The sequence below is a fragment of the Priestia sp. 40 genome (assembly GCF_049368575.1).
Classification (GTDB): Bacteria; Bacillota; Bacilli; order Bacillales; family Bacillaceae_H; genus Priestia; species Priestia zanthoxyli.
The window spans coordinates 207,138-222,727 of record NZ_JBMPZA010000012.1 but is presented as its reverse complement, the minus strand read 5'-3'; the positions used below and the strand labels follow the sequence as shown (position 1 = coordinate 222,727).

At 36.9% G+C, this 15,590-nt stretch carries 17 protein-coding genes and 1 pseudogene; 11 read left to right on the top strand and 7 right to left on the bottom strand.

From position 1 onward, the window contains the following. Positions 1-114: 114 nt before the first annotated feature. Entirely contained in the window at positions 115-2,286 is a 2,172-nt protein-coding gene (locus ACO1DI_RS13975) for an MMPL family transporter (RefSeq protein ID WP_423145391.1), read from the bottom strand. A gap of 207 nt (positions 2,287-2,493) precedes the next feature. Here ACO1DI_RS13975 and ACO1DI_RS13970 point away from each other — a divergent pair, with 207 nt between their 5' ends. The 3 genes from ACO1DI_RS13970 to ACO1DI_RS13960 all read left to right on the top strand — a co-directional run bounded on the left by ACO1DI_RS13970 (position 2,494) and on the right by ACO1DI_RS13960 (position 4,722). Beyond that, positions 2,494-3,354, top strand: coding sequence for a dimethylarginine dimethylaminohydrolase family protein (locus ACO1DI_RS13970; RefSeq protein ID WP_423145390.1), 861 nt, complete (start codon positions 2,494-2,496; stop codon positions 3,352-3,354). A 126-nt stretch (positions 3,355-3,480) separates the two neighbouring features. Then, positions 3,481-3,684: a small, acid-soluble spore protein, alpha/beta type gene (locus tag ACO1DI_RS13965; RefSeq protein WP_423145389.1), complete on the top strand. Its 204-nt coding sequence runs from the start codon at positions 3,481-3,483 to the stop codon at positions 3,682-3,684. 189 nt (positions 3,685-3,873) lie between these two features. Further along, positions 3,874-4,722 carry a YihY/virulence factor BrkB family protein gene (locus ACO1DI_RS13960; RefSeq protein ID WP_208732327.1) on the top strand — a complete coding sequence of 283 codons (849 nt, stop codon included), beginning with the start codon at positions 3,874-3,876 and terminating at the stop codon, positions 4,720-4,722. A gap of 166 nt (positions 4,723-4,888) precedes the next feature. Here ACO1DI_RS13960 and ACO1DI_RS13955 read toward each other — a convergent pair whose 3' ends face one another. Beyond that, positions 4,889-5,032 (bottom strand): hypothetical protein, encoded by a 144-nt coding sequence (locus tag ACO1DI_RS13955; protein ID WP_423145388.1) that lies wholly within the window; start codon positions 5,030-5,032, stop codon positions 4,889-4,891. Positions 5,033-5,232: 200 nt separating this feature from the next. Here ACO1DI_RS13955 and ACO1DI_RS13950 point away from each other — a divergent pair. Then, positions 5,233-6,166: pseudogene (locus ACO1DI_RS13950) on the top strand (alpha/beta hydrolase). Positions 6,167-6,360: 194 nt separating this feature from the next. Beyond that, positions 6,361-7,254 carry a helix-turn-helix domain-containing protein gene (locus tag ACO1DI_RS13945; protein WP_014460151.1) on the top strand — a complete coding sequence of 298 codons (894 nt, stop codon included), beginning with the start codon at positions 6,361-6,363 and terminating at the stop codon, positions 7,252-7,254. Between the two features lie 14 nt (positions 7,255-7,268). Here ACO1DI_RS13945 and ACO1DI_RS13940 read toward each other — a convergent pair whose 3' ends face one another. From ACO1DI_RS13940 to ACO1DI_RS13930, 3 genes are all read right to left on the bottom strand, one after another. Further along, positions 7,269-7,496 (bottom strand): hypothetical protein, encoded by a 228-nt coding sequence (locus ACO1DI_RS13940; RefSeq protein ID WP_074681326.1) that lies wholly within the window; start codon positions 7,494-7,496, stop codon positions 7,269-7,271. Positions 7,497-7,625: 129 nt separating this feature from the next. Next, the gene (locus ACO1DI_RS13935) at positions 7,626-8,162 is read right to left on the bottom strand and encodes a PIN domain-containing protein (RefSeq protein ID WP_014460149.1); all 537 of its coding nucleotides are present in this window, start codon (positions 8,160-8,162) and stop codon (positions 7,626-7,628) included. A 7-nt stretch (positions 8,163-8,169) separates the two neighbouring features. Then, entirely contained in the window at positions 8,170-8,526 is a 357-nt protein-coding gene (locus ACO1DI_RS13930; protein ID WP_423145387.1) for a hypothetical protein, read from the bottom strand. Positions 8,527-8,771: 245 nt separating this feature from the next. Here ACO1DI_RS13930 and ACO1DI_RS13925 point away from each other — a divergent pair, with 245 nt between their 5' ends. Continuing rightward, positions 8,772-9,749, top strand: a complete 978-nt coding sequence (locus tag ACO1DI_RS13925) for a ring-cleaving dioxygenase (RefSeq protein ID WP_371905613.1) — start codon at positions 8,772-8,774, stop codon at positions 9,747-9,749. 98 nt (positions 9,750-9,847) lie between these two features. Here ACO1DI_RS13925 and ACO1DI_RS13920 read toward each other — a convergent pair whose 3' ends face one another. Then, the gene (locus ACO1DI_RS13920; RefSeq protein ID WP_116741344.1) at positions 9,848-10,354 is read right to left on the bottom strand and encodes a PCYCGC motif-containing (lipo)protein; all 507 of its coding nucleotides are present in this window, start codon (positions 10,352-10,354) and stop codon (positions 9,848-9,850) included. A 234-nt stretch (positions 10,355-10,588) separates the two neighbouring features. On the opposite strand from ACO1DI_RS13920, the gene ACO1DI_RS13915 reads away from it, so the two are divergent. The 4 genes from ACO1DI_RS13915 (at position 10,589) to ACO1DI_RS13900 (ending at position 13,850) form a co-directional block, all read left to right on the top strand. After that, positions 10,589-11,443 carry an STAS domain-containing protein gene (locus ACO1DI_RS13915; protein WP_423145386.1) on the top strand — a complete coding sequence of 285 codons (855 nt, stop codon included), beginning with the start codon at positions 10,589-10,591 and terminating at the stop codon, positions 11,441-11,443. A gap of 321 nt (positions 11,444-11,764) precedes the next feature. Beyond that, on the top strand, positions 11,765-11,962 hold the full coding sequence (locus ACO1DI_RS13910) for a DUF3311 domain-containing protein (RefSeq protein WP_013083119.1): 198 nt from the start codon (positions 11,765-11,767) through the stop codon (positions 11,960-11,962). Beyond that, positions 11,962-13,422 (top strand): sodium:solute symporter family protein, encoded by a 1,461-nt coding sequence (locus ACO1DI_RS13905; protein ID WP_423145385.1) that lies wholly within the window; start codon positions 11,962-11,964, stop codon positions 13,420-13,422. The genes ACO1DI_RS13910 and ACO1DI_RS13905 overlap by 1 nt, the downstream gene beginning before the upstream one ends. Before the next feature lie 260 nt (positions 13,423-13,682). Then, the gene (locus ACO1DI_RS13900; protein WP_014460141.1) at positions 13,683-13,850 is read left to right on the top strand and encodes a Fur-regulated basic protein FbpA; all 168 of its coding nucleotides are present in this window, start codon (positions 13,683-13,685) and stop codon (positions 13,848-13,850) included. Positions 13,851-14,088: 238 nt separating this feature from the next. Here ACO1DI_RS13900 and ACO1DI_RS13895 read toward each other — a convergent pair whose 3' ends face one another. Continuing rightward, on the bottom strand, positions 14,089-14,682 hold the full coding sequence (locus ACO1DI_RS13895) for an exonuclease domain-containing protein (protein ID WP_014460139.1): 594 nt from the start codon (positions 14,680-14,682) through the stop codon (positions 14,089-14,091). A gap of 233 nt (positions 14,683-14,915) precedes the next feature. Here ACO1DI_RS13895 and ACO1DI_RS13890 point away from each other — a divergent pair, with 233 nt between their 5' ends. Continuing rightward, a complete protein-coding gene (locus ACO1DI_RS13890) occupies positions 14,916-15,212 on the top strand; it encodes a hypothetical protein (RefSeq protein WP_013057017.1) in 297 nt (98 codons plus the stop codon). Positions 15,213-15,590: the final 378 nt, after the last annotated feature.

Sequence of the window (15,590 nt, the reverse complement as noted above, 5' to 3'; positions counted from 1 at the left end):
GCAGCAGGACTAGAACTGGAATTAGACGATGAAGAAGGCATTATCGCTTTTGCTAAATTAAGTCGATAAAGAAATCTTCAATGAAAAACCCGCTCACTTGAGCGGGTTTTTTTATCATGATTTTACCTGTTCGTTGGAACTGGACTTATCGCTTTTTTTAGTGAAAAACCACCAGTTAGCATCTCCAAGCAATTTCATAAGAGAAGGCACAAGAAGCATTCTGACAATCGTTGCATCGATAAATATAGCTAAGGCAATTCCTACGCCCATTTGTTTAACAGGCGTTACGTCTGTAAAAGCAAAGGCTCCTGTAATGACAATCATGATTAAAGCAGCGCTCGTAATGATTTTACTAGTGGAAGCTAGGCCTTCTACCGTTGCTACATTGTTATCGCGGGTTTGATGATACACTTCGTGAATGCGTGAAATCAAAAAGACTTCGTAGTCCATGCTAAGCCCAAATACAAGGCCGAAAACAAAGACTGGCAGCACTAAAGCGATATTGGATTGGGTAAGACCTAAATGTCCATTTTGAAACAGCCATACAAGTAAACCAAACGTAGCTGTTAAGCTTAAAATATTCATAATGATAGCTTTTAAAGGAATCAGGACGGAACGAAAAGCAATCATTAAAATGACATAGGTTGAAAATAAAACAAGAGCCAGGCCATAAGGCGCCTTTTCATAAATTTCATCAAATATTTCTTGTTCGAATTTTGGATAGCCGCCAATATGAACGGTGAAAGGTGAACGTTTCTCTTTCCATTTTCGAACAAAATCTTTTGCCTGATCTGAATTTTGGTCTGTATCTAGCGTAGCTTTTATGAGCATATAATGTTCGTTAATGAACGAATCTACAGCTGGCTTTGTCTGCCCGCTTATCTGCGGGTTGTTCAGCATAGCTTGAAGCTGATCACTGGATTTTACGTTTAAAGTGGTAGAAATAGAATCAACTTGCTTAACTAACGAATCTTCTTTTAATTGTTTTATAAAAGTAAAGGCATTTGTTAAAGGCTTTTCCTTCAGCATATCTTGCTTAGCTTCTAACACAAAATAAACGTCTGCCGTGTTTTTATTTATAAACGTATCGTTATACGTGTCAAAAGCTTGACGGGACTCGTATTTTGTTGGCAACGCTTCTGAAGACGGTATTTCTAGATGCATGTCTCGAACGGGAATAAGTGCTACTAACAGAATAATAAGAGAAACAATTGTCATAGTTACAGGCTTTTTCATGACAAATGTAGCGAATGAACGCCACCTAGACTGACCGCCTTGTTCACTGACTTTTAAGATGCGTAAACGATTAATGCGTGTACCTAATATAGCCAGTATGGAAGGAAGCAGCGTAAGAGCTGAAAACACAGCAATAAAAACAACAGCCATTCCTCCAAGAGCGACGTTTTGAAAAATATCGACTTGGATAAACAGCATTCCCGCTAATCCAATAAATACGCATAATCCGGAGAAGATGACTGAGCGTCCCGCTGTTTGAATGGTGATTTTGATTGCTTGCTCTACCGATTTTGTTTGAATTTCTTCTTTAAAGCGATTAATAAATAAAAGGGCAAAGTCAATACTAAGAGCTAATCCAATCATTGGAATCACGTTTAAAATGAAGATGGACAGCTCTGTGTACGGATGAAAGAAATAGACAACGCCCATGGTGGTAACGACGGTTACAATTCCTATCATAAGAGGGATTGCAGCGGCTACCACGCCACCAAAAGCTAGAAGAAGCACAACTAAAGCAACAGGAATGCCGATTGCTTCCGCTTTTGCTAAATCAGCTTGGCTTGCTGTATTCATATCTTTTTCAATAATAGGACCACCGGTTAATTTTACACTCATTTCTTTTTCTTCAGATGAAAGAGTTCTGATCTTTTCCACTCGTTTATCCATCGTTCCATCATCGTGATTAAAGTGGATAATTCCATACGCTGTGCTTCCTTTTATCATCTTGTTAGAAGCCGTTGGTATATCAACTTTCGACGCATCTGATTTGTCTTTTGCTTTTTGCATATACTGAGCGATGGTTTGCTGGAATTTCGAGTCAGAAACTCCGTCTTTTTTTTCAAACAAAACGATGATCTGAGCTTCGCTAACATCAAATTTATTAACTAAAAGCTGCTCGGTATCCTTATACATTCCTTTCATTTCAAATCCGTTTCCTCCTAGCACAGAAGGAAGCTTAGCCGCATAAAAGCCAAATCCGACAATTAGGATGATCCACAGTATTAATAAAATTTTTCTGCCCGCATATAATGCGTTCGCTACTTTATTCATATTAACCTCCAATTTTTTGTACAGTTACTAGACTATTTTATACTAACAGTTATTGTAATTAGAAGAAGTATTGTGTTTTTTTGTTTTTCTTGCCTGAAAAAGCTTTTTAGATAGACGAGCAGGGGTGCTTCCTCAGTAAAATCGTGTTTATGTTTCAGGAGATTTAGGGAACACTGTACATAAATGCACGAAGGGGGATTTAAAAAGATGCAAATGAAACAGGCAGCTAAAATGACGAATAGTTATGGGTGTAAAAATGAGTATGATACATTAAAACGTGTGGTCGTTTGCCCACCTACATATATGAAAATTGAAGAAATTATTAATGAAACACAAAAGCATTATGCGGATGAAAACATTGATGAGAGCTTGGCTTCAAAGCAGCACCGTCAATTTGTCGAATGCCTTCAAAAAGAAGGGGTTGAAGTCATCGGGCTATCTGCACAAGAGCCATTTCCAGAACAAGTATTTACGCGGGATATTGGCTATACGCTTGGAGATACCGTTATTGTCACGAAAATGGGTAGCAAAATTCGAAGTGGAGAAGAACAAGTGCTAGCCGATTGGCTGAAGCAGAAAGGTATTCCTTTCCATCAGGTACCGGATCATCCCATTGAAGGTGGAGATGTGCTCATTGATGGACAAGCTATTTTTATTGCGCTCAGCGACCGTACAAGTAAAGAAGGCGTGGAGCATATCCAAGAGCTGCTTCCAGCGTATGAGGTTGTTCCGATTCCTATTGATCGGTCTTATCTTCATCTTGATTGTGTGTTAAATATTTTATCACCTACAGAAGCGCTTGTATTTTCACCTGCTTTACATGAGAAAGAATTAAATTTACTTCGCATGAAATATGACTTAATTGAAGTAACAAAAGAAGAGCAGTTTACGATGGGAACCAATGTATTATCCATCGGTAATCAAAGGGTGGTCAGCCTGCCAATGAATACAGAAGTGAATGAAGAGTTAAGGAAACGAGGCTATAAAGTGATTGAAGTTGATATATCTGAAATTATTAAGTCCGGCGGTTCTTTCCGCTGCTGCACTATGCCTCTTGAACGAGTGTAAAAAGCTTAAAAAGAAAAAAAGATCTCGGCGATAGCCAGGGATCTTTTTTTTGAGGGATGTTGTATAAAATTTCAAGTGAAAGGAACATTAACCTATATAAGCTGTTGAAGGAAAGGAGTGATAAACATGGCAAATCGTAATCCTATTTTAGTTCAAGGTGCTGAACAGCTTCTTGATCAGTTAAAAACGGAAATCGCGGGAAGACTTAACGTTAAGCTTGGCGCTGAGCAAACGGCTCGTGCAAATGGTTCTGTTGGTGGAGAAATGACGAAGCATCTTGTTGCAATGGCGCAACAGCAATTAAGTGGTGCACAAGGACACATTCGCTAGTCTGCTCTACATAAACACTCTGATGAAAAGTTCTGGCTCTTTTGAGCTGGAACTTTTTTTGTGTAGAAAACATCATTCTACTTTCTCTTGGTCGTTTGATTTGAGATTTCGCTTGAAATTCTCCACTTTCAAGGTTGAAAAGTGCATAAAATGGGAAAAGAACAAAAAAAGAGAAAGTAGAGGTTTATCATGAAAAAGCTATTATCATTTGGAAAAAGTCTTGGTAAAGAAATTCAAGAAGACCAAGCAACGGGACTAGCGGCTGAGCAAGCCTATTATTATATGCTATCATTATTCCCTATGCTTATTTTACTGATATCGATTGTTCCGTATCTATCTATTAAACCGGAAGAGGCAATCGATGTCCTTCAAAGCGTTATGCCGGGAGAAACGGCTGCAATCTTTAAAGATAACGTAGCTCAATTTGTAAGCCAACCAAACGGCGGGTTACTGACTGTAGGGATTTTAGGAACCATTTGGTCCGCTTCAAACGGTATGAACGCCTTTATCCGTGCGATGAACCAAGCCTACGACGTGAAAGAACAGCGCTCGTTTATTAAAGTAAGAGGTTTGTCCATTCTTTTAACAATTGGATTAATTGTAACAATTGTTGTATCGCTTCTTTTACCAGTGTTCGGAGGAGTTTTATTAAATTGGATAAGCGAATGGTTTTCTCTTCCTTCAGGTACAACAGTGGTTTTAAATATTCTGCGCTGGATTGTCGGTGTCGGCATTATGGTACTTGTTTTATCCGTATTATACAGATTAGCGCCAAACAAAACGTTTCCTTTTGCTCACGTATGGCCCGGAGCACTCGCTGCTACGCTGCTATGGCAGCTAACATCTTTAGGGTTCTCATTTTACGTAAGCAACTTTGGCAATTATTCTGCTACTTACGGAAGCTTAGGAGGCGTAATTGTTCTGATGCTTTGGCTATTTTTAACGGGGTTAATTCTCGTCATTGGAGGAGAGATTAACGCTATTTATCACCGAAACAAAACGGCTGCACCTCCTAAAGATACGTCTCAGGCGATGTAATAAAAAAGGAAACCTTTATAGAGGTTTCCTTTTTTAACGTTTAAAGCTATTAACAAGCTGTTTAAATGAGTTGGCTGTATATTTGACCGAATCTTTTTTGTACTGTATATCCGTTTTAATCGCTGCTTGTGTTACTTTTAAATGGTTTGTTTTTTCTTTAATATGATCAGTTTCGTTTTTGAAGATGTTGAGAAGTGGCATTTACAGAGTTCACAGTTGGCTTGATTTTTTTATTAAATGATACGCCTGCGTAAATAAGATACGCAAGTGATGCCAAAACAACAGCTAAGCTTATATAAACAATAATCATCATTGTGCCTCCTTTGTACGTATTTATATTTATATAGGTGAGAATAAAATATATACGAATATCATCCTCTTTATTTAATTGTTATACCCATTTTTAATTAAAACAAACAAAAGCCTGCTGAGAAGACAATATATTGGATTTTTTCTGAAATTTCATTCATCATTACATATAGAGTTACCTTGAAAGGAGAGAGAAGAAGAATGCCGTTAGATCCGCATATTCAAATATTTCTAAATCAATATAATGAAATGCCCCGTCCTTCTTTAGAGGACGTTACACCCCCGCAGCTGAGAGAAATGGAAAAGATGTCTTTAACTCCTTCTAAAGAAGTAGTTAAAAAAGTATATAATGAAGAAATCCAATTAAATGAACGTACGCTCACTATACGAGTGTATGAACCTGAAGGGACAGGGCCATTTCCCGCTCTTGTTTATTATCACGGAGGAGGCTGGGTATTAGGAAGCCTGGACACTCATGACTCCATATGCAGGTCGTATGCAAATGAAACAAACTGTATTGTAGTGTCTGTTGATTACCGCCTTGCTCCTGAGGATAAATTTCCCGCTGCAGTAAACGATGCGTATGATGCCTTGGAGTGGATTTCATCTCACGCGTCTCAATTAAATATCGATTCAAACAAAATTGCCGTTGGAGGAGATAGCGCCGGTGGCAACCTCGCTGCGGTTGTAAGCATTTTAGCCAAAGAAAGACAAGGTCCATCCATTGTTCATCAGCTGCTTATTTATCCGTCTGTAGGATTTAAAAATCAGCACCCTGCCTCTGATGAAAGAAAATGCCGAAGGATATCTTCTTTCAAAAGGTCTTATGGATTGGTTTCGCCTTCAGTACTTAAATAATAAAGAAGAAGAACAGCATCCCTATAACGCTCCGGTATTACTAGAAGATTTATCGAGTCTACCAAGCGCTACCATTATTACAGCACAGTATGATCCTTTAAGAGATAGCGGAAAAGACTACGCGGACGCATTAAAAAATCACGGTGTTCCCGTCACCTATGAAAATTATGAAACAATGATTCACGGGTTTTTAGGGTTTCATGAATTTGTGCCACTCGCTCAGCAGGCAATTAATAAAAGCGCAGCTCAACTGCGTCAAGTATTTGATTCTATTTAAGGATATATAGTGTCATAAAGCATACAAACTTGAGAAAAACAGCACATTGATGTGCTGTTTTTCTGTGTTGATAGGGAGAAAAGATTGACAAGAGTTTCAAAAAATAGCCCATTATCTCTTTTAAAGTCATTTTGTTTGGAGTATAGTAGAAAAGTAGGATAAAAACATTTATTGACATTAAGTAAGGTGATTTTTTGAATGATAAAAAACAAGTAGGTCAGCTGATTCAAGATCTGCGAAAGATTGCGGAAATGACAACTGTCGAGTTATCAGAAGGAATTTGTACAGAAGAAGAGCTACATCGATTTGAACAAGGTGAAATTCATGCAAGCAGTGAAGTTCTCTATCATTTATCGAAACGCTTAGGGGTTCCGATGAATTATTTCTTTGAAGCAGGAGAGCTAACGCCCAACGATTATTCAAAAGAAATTAAATCGACCATTAGGCATTATATACGAAAACGCGATTATGAAACCGTGTTACATATGGTGAACAAAGAAAAAGATAACCCTATGTTTCAAGATCCTTTTCACGCACAATTTTTCCTATGGCACGAAGCCATATGTGATTATTATATTGGAAATAAATTTGAACAAGCGCTTCGTAAATTGGAAAAAGCCATTGCGTTCACGCGTACGAGCGAACAGTTTTATTCAGAAAAAGAGATTGCTATTTTAAATAGTATTGCCATTATTTATGAAGAAGAAGGTCATTTAAAAAAAGCGTTCAGTACGTTTATGGAAGGATTGCAGCATATTGCTTTGCTTCCTAAGTTAAAAGATCCTCTGGTCAAAATTCGAATTTTATATGGATTATCACATGCGCTTTTGCAAATGGAACGTTATGAAAAGTCGGTTAAATATGCACAAGCAGGACTAGAGCTGTGTATTCAGCATGAGACGCTTTATTTATTAGGAGAACTGCACTATCAAATTGGAGAAGCACTCTGTCAGCTTGGTGAGCTTAAAGAAGGAATAGCCTACCTCGAAAAAGCTATTACTGTTTTTGAAATTGAGCAAAATGAAGCGTTTGTGATCATTATTAAAGAAGAGATGTTTAAATATCAAGAAACAAAAAAGAAGAGCTGATAGCTCTTCTTTTTTTATCTCCAATACACTGGATGTGGGTAAAACGGACGAGGACGAGGGTAAAAGTAAGGGGGGTGGTAATAAATAGGACGAGGATAAGGGTAAGGATAAAATGGACGTGGGCGAGGATATGGATAATAACCATAAGGGAATCTTTCGTCAGTTTCCTGGGGATTTGAATAATAATCATAGCCATATTGATACTCTTCTAAAGGTTGTTCCGGGTAATATGGATAGTTCACTTTTTTCACCGCCTAAGTTTTTATGCTTTTTACTGTATTCATTATAGAAAGAATTGGAGTATGTACCCATCAAATTTTCCCTTTGAAAATTCGACGGGAGATAAGGAGTATTTTAATAATAAAAAGAACTTAGTTGTCTTTTTTATTTTTCTGTAAGGTATCTGCTGTATGAGGCAAAGTAGGCAGTTCGAAGCTTTTAATAAAGGAAGCGTAAGCAATCGTGTCTTTAATAGGATTTACATAAGATAATTGTTGACCTTGGTAGCTGAAATTAAAGGTGATCCAAGCAAAGTCTTTATTATTGTTGGAAATCAGCTTTGCGTTATGTATAAAAGCAGATGCAGCAATCATCGCATCTGGGCCTTTAATTTTTTTATTTGATTCTATTTTAGCTTTTCTGCGAATTTGAGCTGCTAGTTGTGCAATTTCACTTGTAATGTCTACAATCTTATCTGTCATATCGTAAATATAATGGTTTTTTACTGCTTTGACTTGAGGATTTGTTTCTACTTCCCAATGCGAGAGCAGTTCCATTTCCACAATGGTAGGCATTAAAAATTCCGTATTATTTGAAATAAGTTCATTAATATACTCGACAACTTCCGGATAGTTAAGAGCATGTGAAGCCCAAATGTTTGTATCAATGATTACTTTTTCATCAAACACAAATCGTTCACTCCTCTCTACTAGCCATTTGTATCAGCTCTTCTAACCCAGCAGGAGAGTAAAGAGCTGCGGATTGTGAAAGTTGCTTGCTTAATAGAAATTTTTCATATTTAGGCAGTCTAGTTTTTTCTGATTTTGTGTGTTTTTCTTGTGTGCCGTTTAGTAGACCGTCTCTTTTATCATACGTGCGTAGAGCTTTATTTTGATGTTTACATTTAAGATTTTTCTTATAAATTAGGGGTGATGGAGGTGATTGCATCGAGGATTGCATATAAGTTTTTCCACTTGTTTTTAGCTTAAAGTGCTTTTGAACTTCCTTGTTGTATGTTCCTTTTTGGTCATCTACCATGCGCTGTGCTTTCATCATATCCCTGCCTTTTATATAAATTTATATAGTATATGTGATGAATTTTTTCTTACTATTCCTTTTATGTAAAAAGATTAAAAAAGTTAGCTGCCTGTAGTTATCAATTTAATTTTCTCCCACGATCATCCATACTTTATTGACAAAGGAAAATTAATCATGGTATATTATCTTTAATTAAAGATATTTAAATTAAAGATAAATAACGAATGATAAACTAGACGATTTATCCGGAGGAATGTAGAATGAACCACTTAAAAGGAATACACCACGTGACGGCTATTACGAGCAGCGCAGAAAAGAATTATGAATTTTTCACATATGTGTTAGGTATGCGTTTAGTTAAAAAAACGGTCAATCAAGATGATATTCAAACGTATCATTTGTTTTTTGCAGATGATAAAGGCAGCGCCGGAACGGACATGACTTTTTTTGATTTTCCAGGCATCCCAAAAGGTTTTCACGGAACAAATGAAATTTCAAAAACATCTTTCCGCGTTCCGAATGATGAGGCTTTAGACTATTGGGTAAAGCGCTTTGATCGCTTAGAAGTAAAGCATACGGGGATTCAAGAGCTATTTGGGAAAAAGACGCTATCGTTTGTTGATTTTGATGATCAGCAGTATCAGTTAATTTCCGATGAAGGAAATCAAGGAGTTGAATCAGGCACTCCTTGGCAAAAAGGCCCTGTACCTCTTCAATACGCTATTACGGGACTTGGTCCTATCTTTATTCGTATTGCCGAGTTTAAATACTTTAAAGAAATGATGGAAAAAGTCCTTTTATTTAAAGAGATTGCTCAAGAAGGAGATCTGCACCTATTTGAAGTAGGAGAAGGAGGAAACGGTGCGCAAGTAGTAGTCGAACACAATGAAAAACTTCCGCAGGCTCAGCAAGGTTTTGGAACGGTTCATCACGTTGCTTTTCGCGTAGAAAATCGACAGGCTCTTGAAGAATGGATTAACCGAATGTCAAGCTTTGGTTTCCATATGTCTGGTTATGTGAATCGTCACTTCTTTGAATCGTTGTACGCAAGAGTGGCTCCGCAAATTTTATTTGAATTTGCGACAGATGGACCAGGATTTATGGGAGATGAACCTTACGAAACGCTCGGAGAAAAATTATCACTGCCTCCATTTCTAGAGCCAAAACGTGCAGAAATTGAGAACCTCGTGCGTCCAATTGATACAGTAAGAAGTACAAAAGAGTTTGTGAAAGAATAATATATAAAAAACACTCAAATAGCTATTTGAGTGTTTTTTGATGTTTTCTACTTTTACATATACCTGTCACGAATGTTTACTTAAAAAATGCTAATGTGCTACAAGGAAGGAGTAGGAGTGGGTTGTGCATAGCCTTCTTTATATTTTTCATCGATGTCTTTGCGAATATCTTTTATTGATTTGCCTCGGTTATAGTCGAGCATAGCTTTAGCTGCAATTTCTATACACAATCCGCATTTTGTTCCATGATCATCCCAGACAACTGCTCCATTTCTTTTGTTTTTAAAAATAAAGCAGTCATAGCTGTTTTTGTGATTCGCTTCCATGCCACACCCGCAGTAGCAAGGGATTTTTTCAAGTAGTTCACGATTTTTAGCAACGGATAAATAAACTAGTTTCATGTCTTTAGGCTGGTTCTTCAAAAACTGTGGTAACACATCTACTCCTGGAGTCTCTTCGCGAATATCAGCAACTGCAGCTTTATGATGTTCATGACCTGAATGTGCAGAAGAGTTTGTAGCAGAAGAAGTTGCTGTATTGTTTGAGCAAGCAGATAATCCAATACTTGTAGCAAGAATCCCTAGCAAAATAATTGATTTTTTCAATACAATTAACATCCTTTCATGTAAGAATAAATGATAGTTGCATCATACACGGCAGTTTATCTATGTAGATAATCAAATACCTGCTTGTTTATATCTAATTCTCTATAAGTATGCAGAGCGGTTATCGTGTATGATAGAGATGGACAAAGAAAAAATATGAAGCACGAATTTATCATAAGGTGGGTTTTGTAAGCAACTGGACAGAAGGAGAAAGTGAACGGAGGTTAAAAAGTAGTGAGTGAACAAAATCAACATCTTTTTGAATATATTTTAGAGAATTCAGCCTCTATCAGTGAAGAATGGCTGCGCCAAAGAAGTAATATTAAAGGATCGATTTACTCAAAGGACGCAGATGCTTCAGTTGAGAAAAAGTTGCGCGAACAGCATCTTTATACAATCGAAACAATTGCGAGCGGCTTTCTTGATAATCAAGAGATTTTCAAACAACGTATGATGAAATGGACGACGGAAGTAGTAAACAGCAGAATTAAATTTGATACGCCAATTTACGAAGTAGTAGAAGCGCTAAGCAAAACAAGAAAAATTATTTGGACGTATGTCAAAACATACAGCCTGATACGTTCATCTATTACAAAAGAAGATATACTGTCTTGGAGTGAAGTTTATCATACAACATTTGATAAACTCATTAATGAATTCTCCGAACAGTATTATAAAATCACAAGGCAAAAAATAAGTCTTCAGCAAGAGCTAATCGACGAAACGAGTTTTCCTGTTATTCCAATTGTAGATCACATCGCGGTCTTGCCTTTGGTAGGGCTTATTGATGAAATCAAAGGTGATTCTATTATCGAGGTTGTGCCAAAAAGATGTGCAGAAAAACATATAAGGCATCTAGTCATTGACTTATCGGGTGTAAATTATGTAGATACGTATGTCGCTCACAAATTTTTTGACTTAATTAACATTTTGCAGCTGCTAGGCATCCATGCGATTATGTCAGGAGTGAGTCCTGACATGGCTCAGACGGCTGTTAATGTAGGAATTAGTTTTAACAAAATTGAAACGTTTGGGCATTTAAAACAAGCTCTCTCTTCGCTTGGTGTAAAGAAAAAAGAAGAAGAATAAAGTATAGAAATGCTAGATCGAAACGGAACTGTTTGAGACCTTTACTTTCAGTTCCGTTTTTTTGTTTGTCTATATTCTGTATATGAAAATACAAAATGATATTCTGCTGCATTCAAAATCTTGTAAGCATGCCTTACAAACTCCTTTTCACATGGAGAGAAATGGAAGATACTAAGAAGCAAACGAACGGCGGTTTTCTATGCCAAACGTCTCGTTTAGCTCAAGAATGGAGGTGTAAGGAGCAGAACAAGAGAAGTACATAATGAGATAGTTAAAGTTTTAGGTAAGCACTGATAAGTCGTGTGATTAAGGAGGAGTTCTATGAAAATCATTTATCTTCTTTGCCTGCTTCCGTTTGTAGGAATATTAGGTTTATTGCCTTTTGTTAACAAAGTGACGCCGTTTATTTTAGGTATGCCTTTTTTTCTCTTTTGGATTGTTATGTGGGTAATCCTTACGTCTTTTATTATGGGTATTGTGTACAAGCTCGATCCTGCTGTTAAAGGAGGAGATAAATAATGAATACCGCTCTGATTATTATTTTTGGTTTTTTACTTTTAGCTATTTATCTTGGAATTCGAGCTACGCGGGGCAAAAAAATGGATTTAGAACAGTGGAGTGTAGGCGGCAGAGGTTTTGGAACTATTTTTGTCTTCTTTTTGATGGCGGGTGAAATCTATACTACTTTTACGTTTCTAGGTGGAAGCGCTTGGGCATATGGAAAAGGAGGGCCGGCGTTTTATATTTTAGCCTATATTTCTTTAGCGTACGTGTTAGGGTATTGGATCGGCCCGCAAATATGGCGGTATGCGAAGCAGCATAAGCTTATGTCTCAGCCGGATTTTTTTGTTTCAAAATACAAAAGCCCGTTTCTTGGCATCGTTGTTTCATGCGCAGGGGTGCTGGCAATTGTTCCTTATATTATTTTACAATTCAAAGGCCTAGGTATTATTGTATCTGAAGCTTCTTATGGCTCTATTTCTTCAACTGCAGCCATTTGGATTGGAGCCATATCATTAACGGTTTACTTAATGATATCAGGCATACACGGTTCTGCGTGGACGGCTATTGTCAAAGATATAATGATTTTTATTGTCGTATTATTTTTAGGAATATACATGCCGTTTCATTACTACGGAGGCTTACAGCCAATGTTTGAGGCTGTGCATCAAGCAAATCCAGCGTTTCTTACTCTTCCCAAGACAGGGCTAAGTATTTCGTGGTTTATTTCTACAGTCATGCTGACCGTATTAGGATTTTACATGTGGCCGCATACGTTTAATGCAACGTATTCAGCTGAAAACGAAAATGTATTTCGAAAGAATTCTATTATAAGTCCTATTTATACGTTAATGCTGCTTTTTGTCTTTTTTGTAGGGTTTACTGCTCTTATGCAGGTACCCGGACTACAAGGCGCAGAAGCGGACTTGTCACTGCTTCGTCTTTCCATTCAAACATTTGACCCGTGGATTGTCGGCTTTATTGGCGCAGCTGGTTTATTAACAGCACTTGTGCCTGGATCGATGCTTTTGATGGCAGCTTCTACGTCACTGTCTAAAAACGTTTATGGCGTTCTTGTTCCCTCAGCGACGGGCAAACAAATTTCGATGCTGGCTAAATGCTTCGTACCGGTCATTGCGCTTGTTTCAGTCTATTTTACACTTCATGGAGGGAATACGATTGTAACGCTTTTACTAATGGGCTACAGCATTGTGACGCAGCTGTTTCCTGCTTTTATTTTTAGTTTAATGAAAAACAATATTGTGACTAAATACGGGGCGTGTGCAGGTATTGTTGCCGGCATTGCGTCCGTGATGTATATAACGATTACTGAAACAACGCTTGGCACGCTGTTTCCTGCGTTGCCACAAATCATTAAAGATACAAATGTCGGCGTTATTTCTTTATTTATTAATTTAGTTGTATTAATGGTGGTTAGTTTAGCAACAAAAAAAAATCGCCGCACAGCCGCATTTTGAAAGCGGGGCGGTAGATGGAAAACAAATTTTGTGAAAATCTTTTTCCAATTGCGTTTTAAGAACATCATGAAGGGTATAAAAGTAGTGCATCACCAAAATGTTCAATATGGCTGCAAGACATAAGCAGCCTTCTCGATAAAATGTAACGATTGCGTTGTTTTTAAACATAGGTAACGAGTGTAAAAAGCAACAAGACGTATACCACAAGCGGTGTACGTCTTTTCTATGAAAGATATTCACCTAAAAAAGGAGATGATAACATGACATCTGAAAAAGCATTTGAGCAAAAGAAAGATCTTTTAATGAATCAAATTATTGAATCGGGTTACTTTAAAGCAGAAGACGGGAGACATTTGTACGAATTGAATTTAAGTGAACTAGAACAAACGCATCACGACCTTCAAAACCAAAAGGTAAGAGAGGTATAATTAAAATCTCCCAGATTATTAGAAATTCAGCTGATTTCGTATATGTGTGTAAACACCAGCTGTTCAGTTTGTTTCTCCGCGGCTTTTTTGCTTGAAAGCAGGCACGTTTCTTTTTTCTTCCGGTGCGTTTACAGCCTCGCTGTTTCCAATCATACTCCTCAAACATATAACTCAACACTTAAGAAATATGCGAATAAAAATAAAAAAAAAGCGCAGCTTCTGCGCTTTTTTTATTGAGTTAAAAACGAGTGGAGGCCGCTGTTTTTTTAGGTTTGCTCATTGCTTTTTTTAATACTTCAGAAAAATAGGGCTCTCCGTTAGGATTTTGCTGTCTTAGCAAGTCAATGGTTCCTTTCACGTCATCCATAGCTCTGTGAGCGTGCTCTCTCTCAATATCATGATGGTCAAGAAGCGTTGTTAGTTTTTTATTAGGAAAGCCGTACTCTTTCCATTTGACAGCACGCATAGAGCAGTGCCATTTTTGGTTAAATAAAGATGGATACCGTTTTAAAAGAAAACTGCGATCGAAAGAAGCATTATGAGCGATGATAGCCGAAACGCTAGTTAACAGCGATTCCACTTTTTTATCGTCTAATGTTTTATTTTTGACCATCTCATTTGTAATTCCCGTTAAGTTTGTAATATACGGGAAAATGGGAGTTGAAGGCATATTAAATTCTTCATATTCTTCTACAATGTCGATTATTTCTCCGGTAGAAGAATCGTAAGAAACAACAGCAATTGCTAATTCGATAATATCGCATGTTTGCGCACTTAATCCCGTTGTTTCAACATCTAAAACGGCTGCTAATTTCACTTGTTCAGTTGACAACTCGTCGCCCTCCCTTTCTATTTATCATTCTACTAGCTTATCATTTTTTAACAGAAAACGTTAGTAAAAAAGATGAGGGAGCACGTACATGGATTTATTTTATACGCCTGCGTGGAAAAGGAATTTACTTTTTTAAAGGAGATGACGATAGCAAAGGAGAATAGTAATATTTACTCATCTAAATTAAGTCTTCATTGAAAATAATGAAATGAAGGAAGAAGGGGATCGTTATCATGCAATTGCTGTATATGGTACTTTTTCTTGTCTTAATTTTTTGGGGAATTACATCTTTTATTCATTACAGGAATCAAACTATTAAAGTTCGTTTGAACAAACATTATACGAATGCAGTAGAATGGATTGAAGCTGTCAAACAAGAGCTAGAAAAGCAAGGGAAATCCGTGAGTTATGAAGGGGATTTCTTGTTTAAAATTGATGAAAAACCTTATGAAATCGCAGCGCGTAATATGTCTATTTGGAGCATGTCGCTCTATCATATCTTGCTGCAGCGTCAAAAAGAACATTCTTAAATTTACTTGCATACAGAGATTATCACTTCTTGTCTATTGAGAAGTGATTTTTTTATCTTTCTGTATCCATAATGGGGAATTTTTTGTTTTTATATAATAGTAATACAGAAAAGATAGTTCTAATTCCCTAAAAAATACGCTTCGTATATTTTTAGTTTTGGTTATCCATTTGGCATGGAATTTGCATATGTAAGAAGGGTTTATCAGACATTTTAATTGTCAGGCAAAGAAAACTAGTTACATACTATAAAACTATTTTACATTATCTACTAGAATCAAAAAATTTTAATAATATAGTAAAATGTAGTTGACCTTCCTAGTTTTAGAATATAAAATAAATCTTGCTAATAGTTTGAAAATTCTAAAATGGAGGGGTTT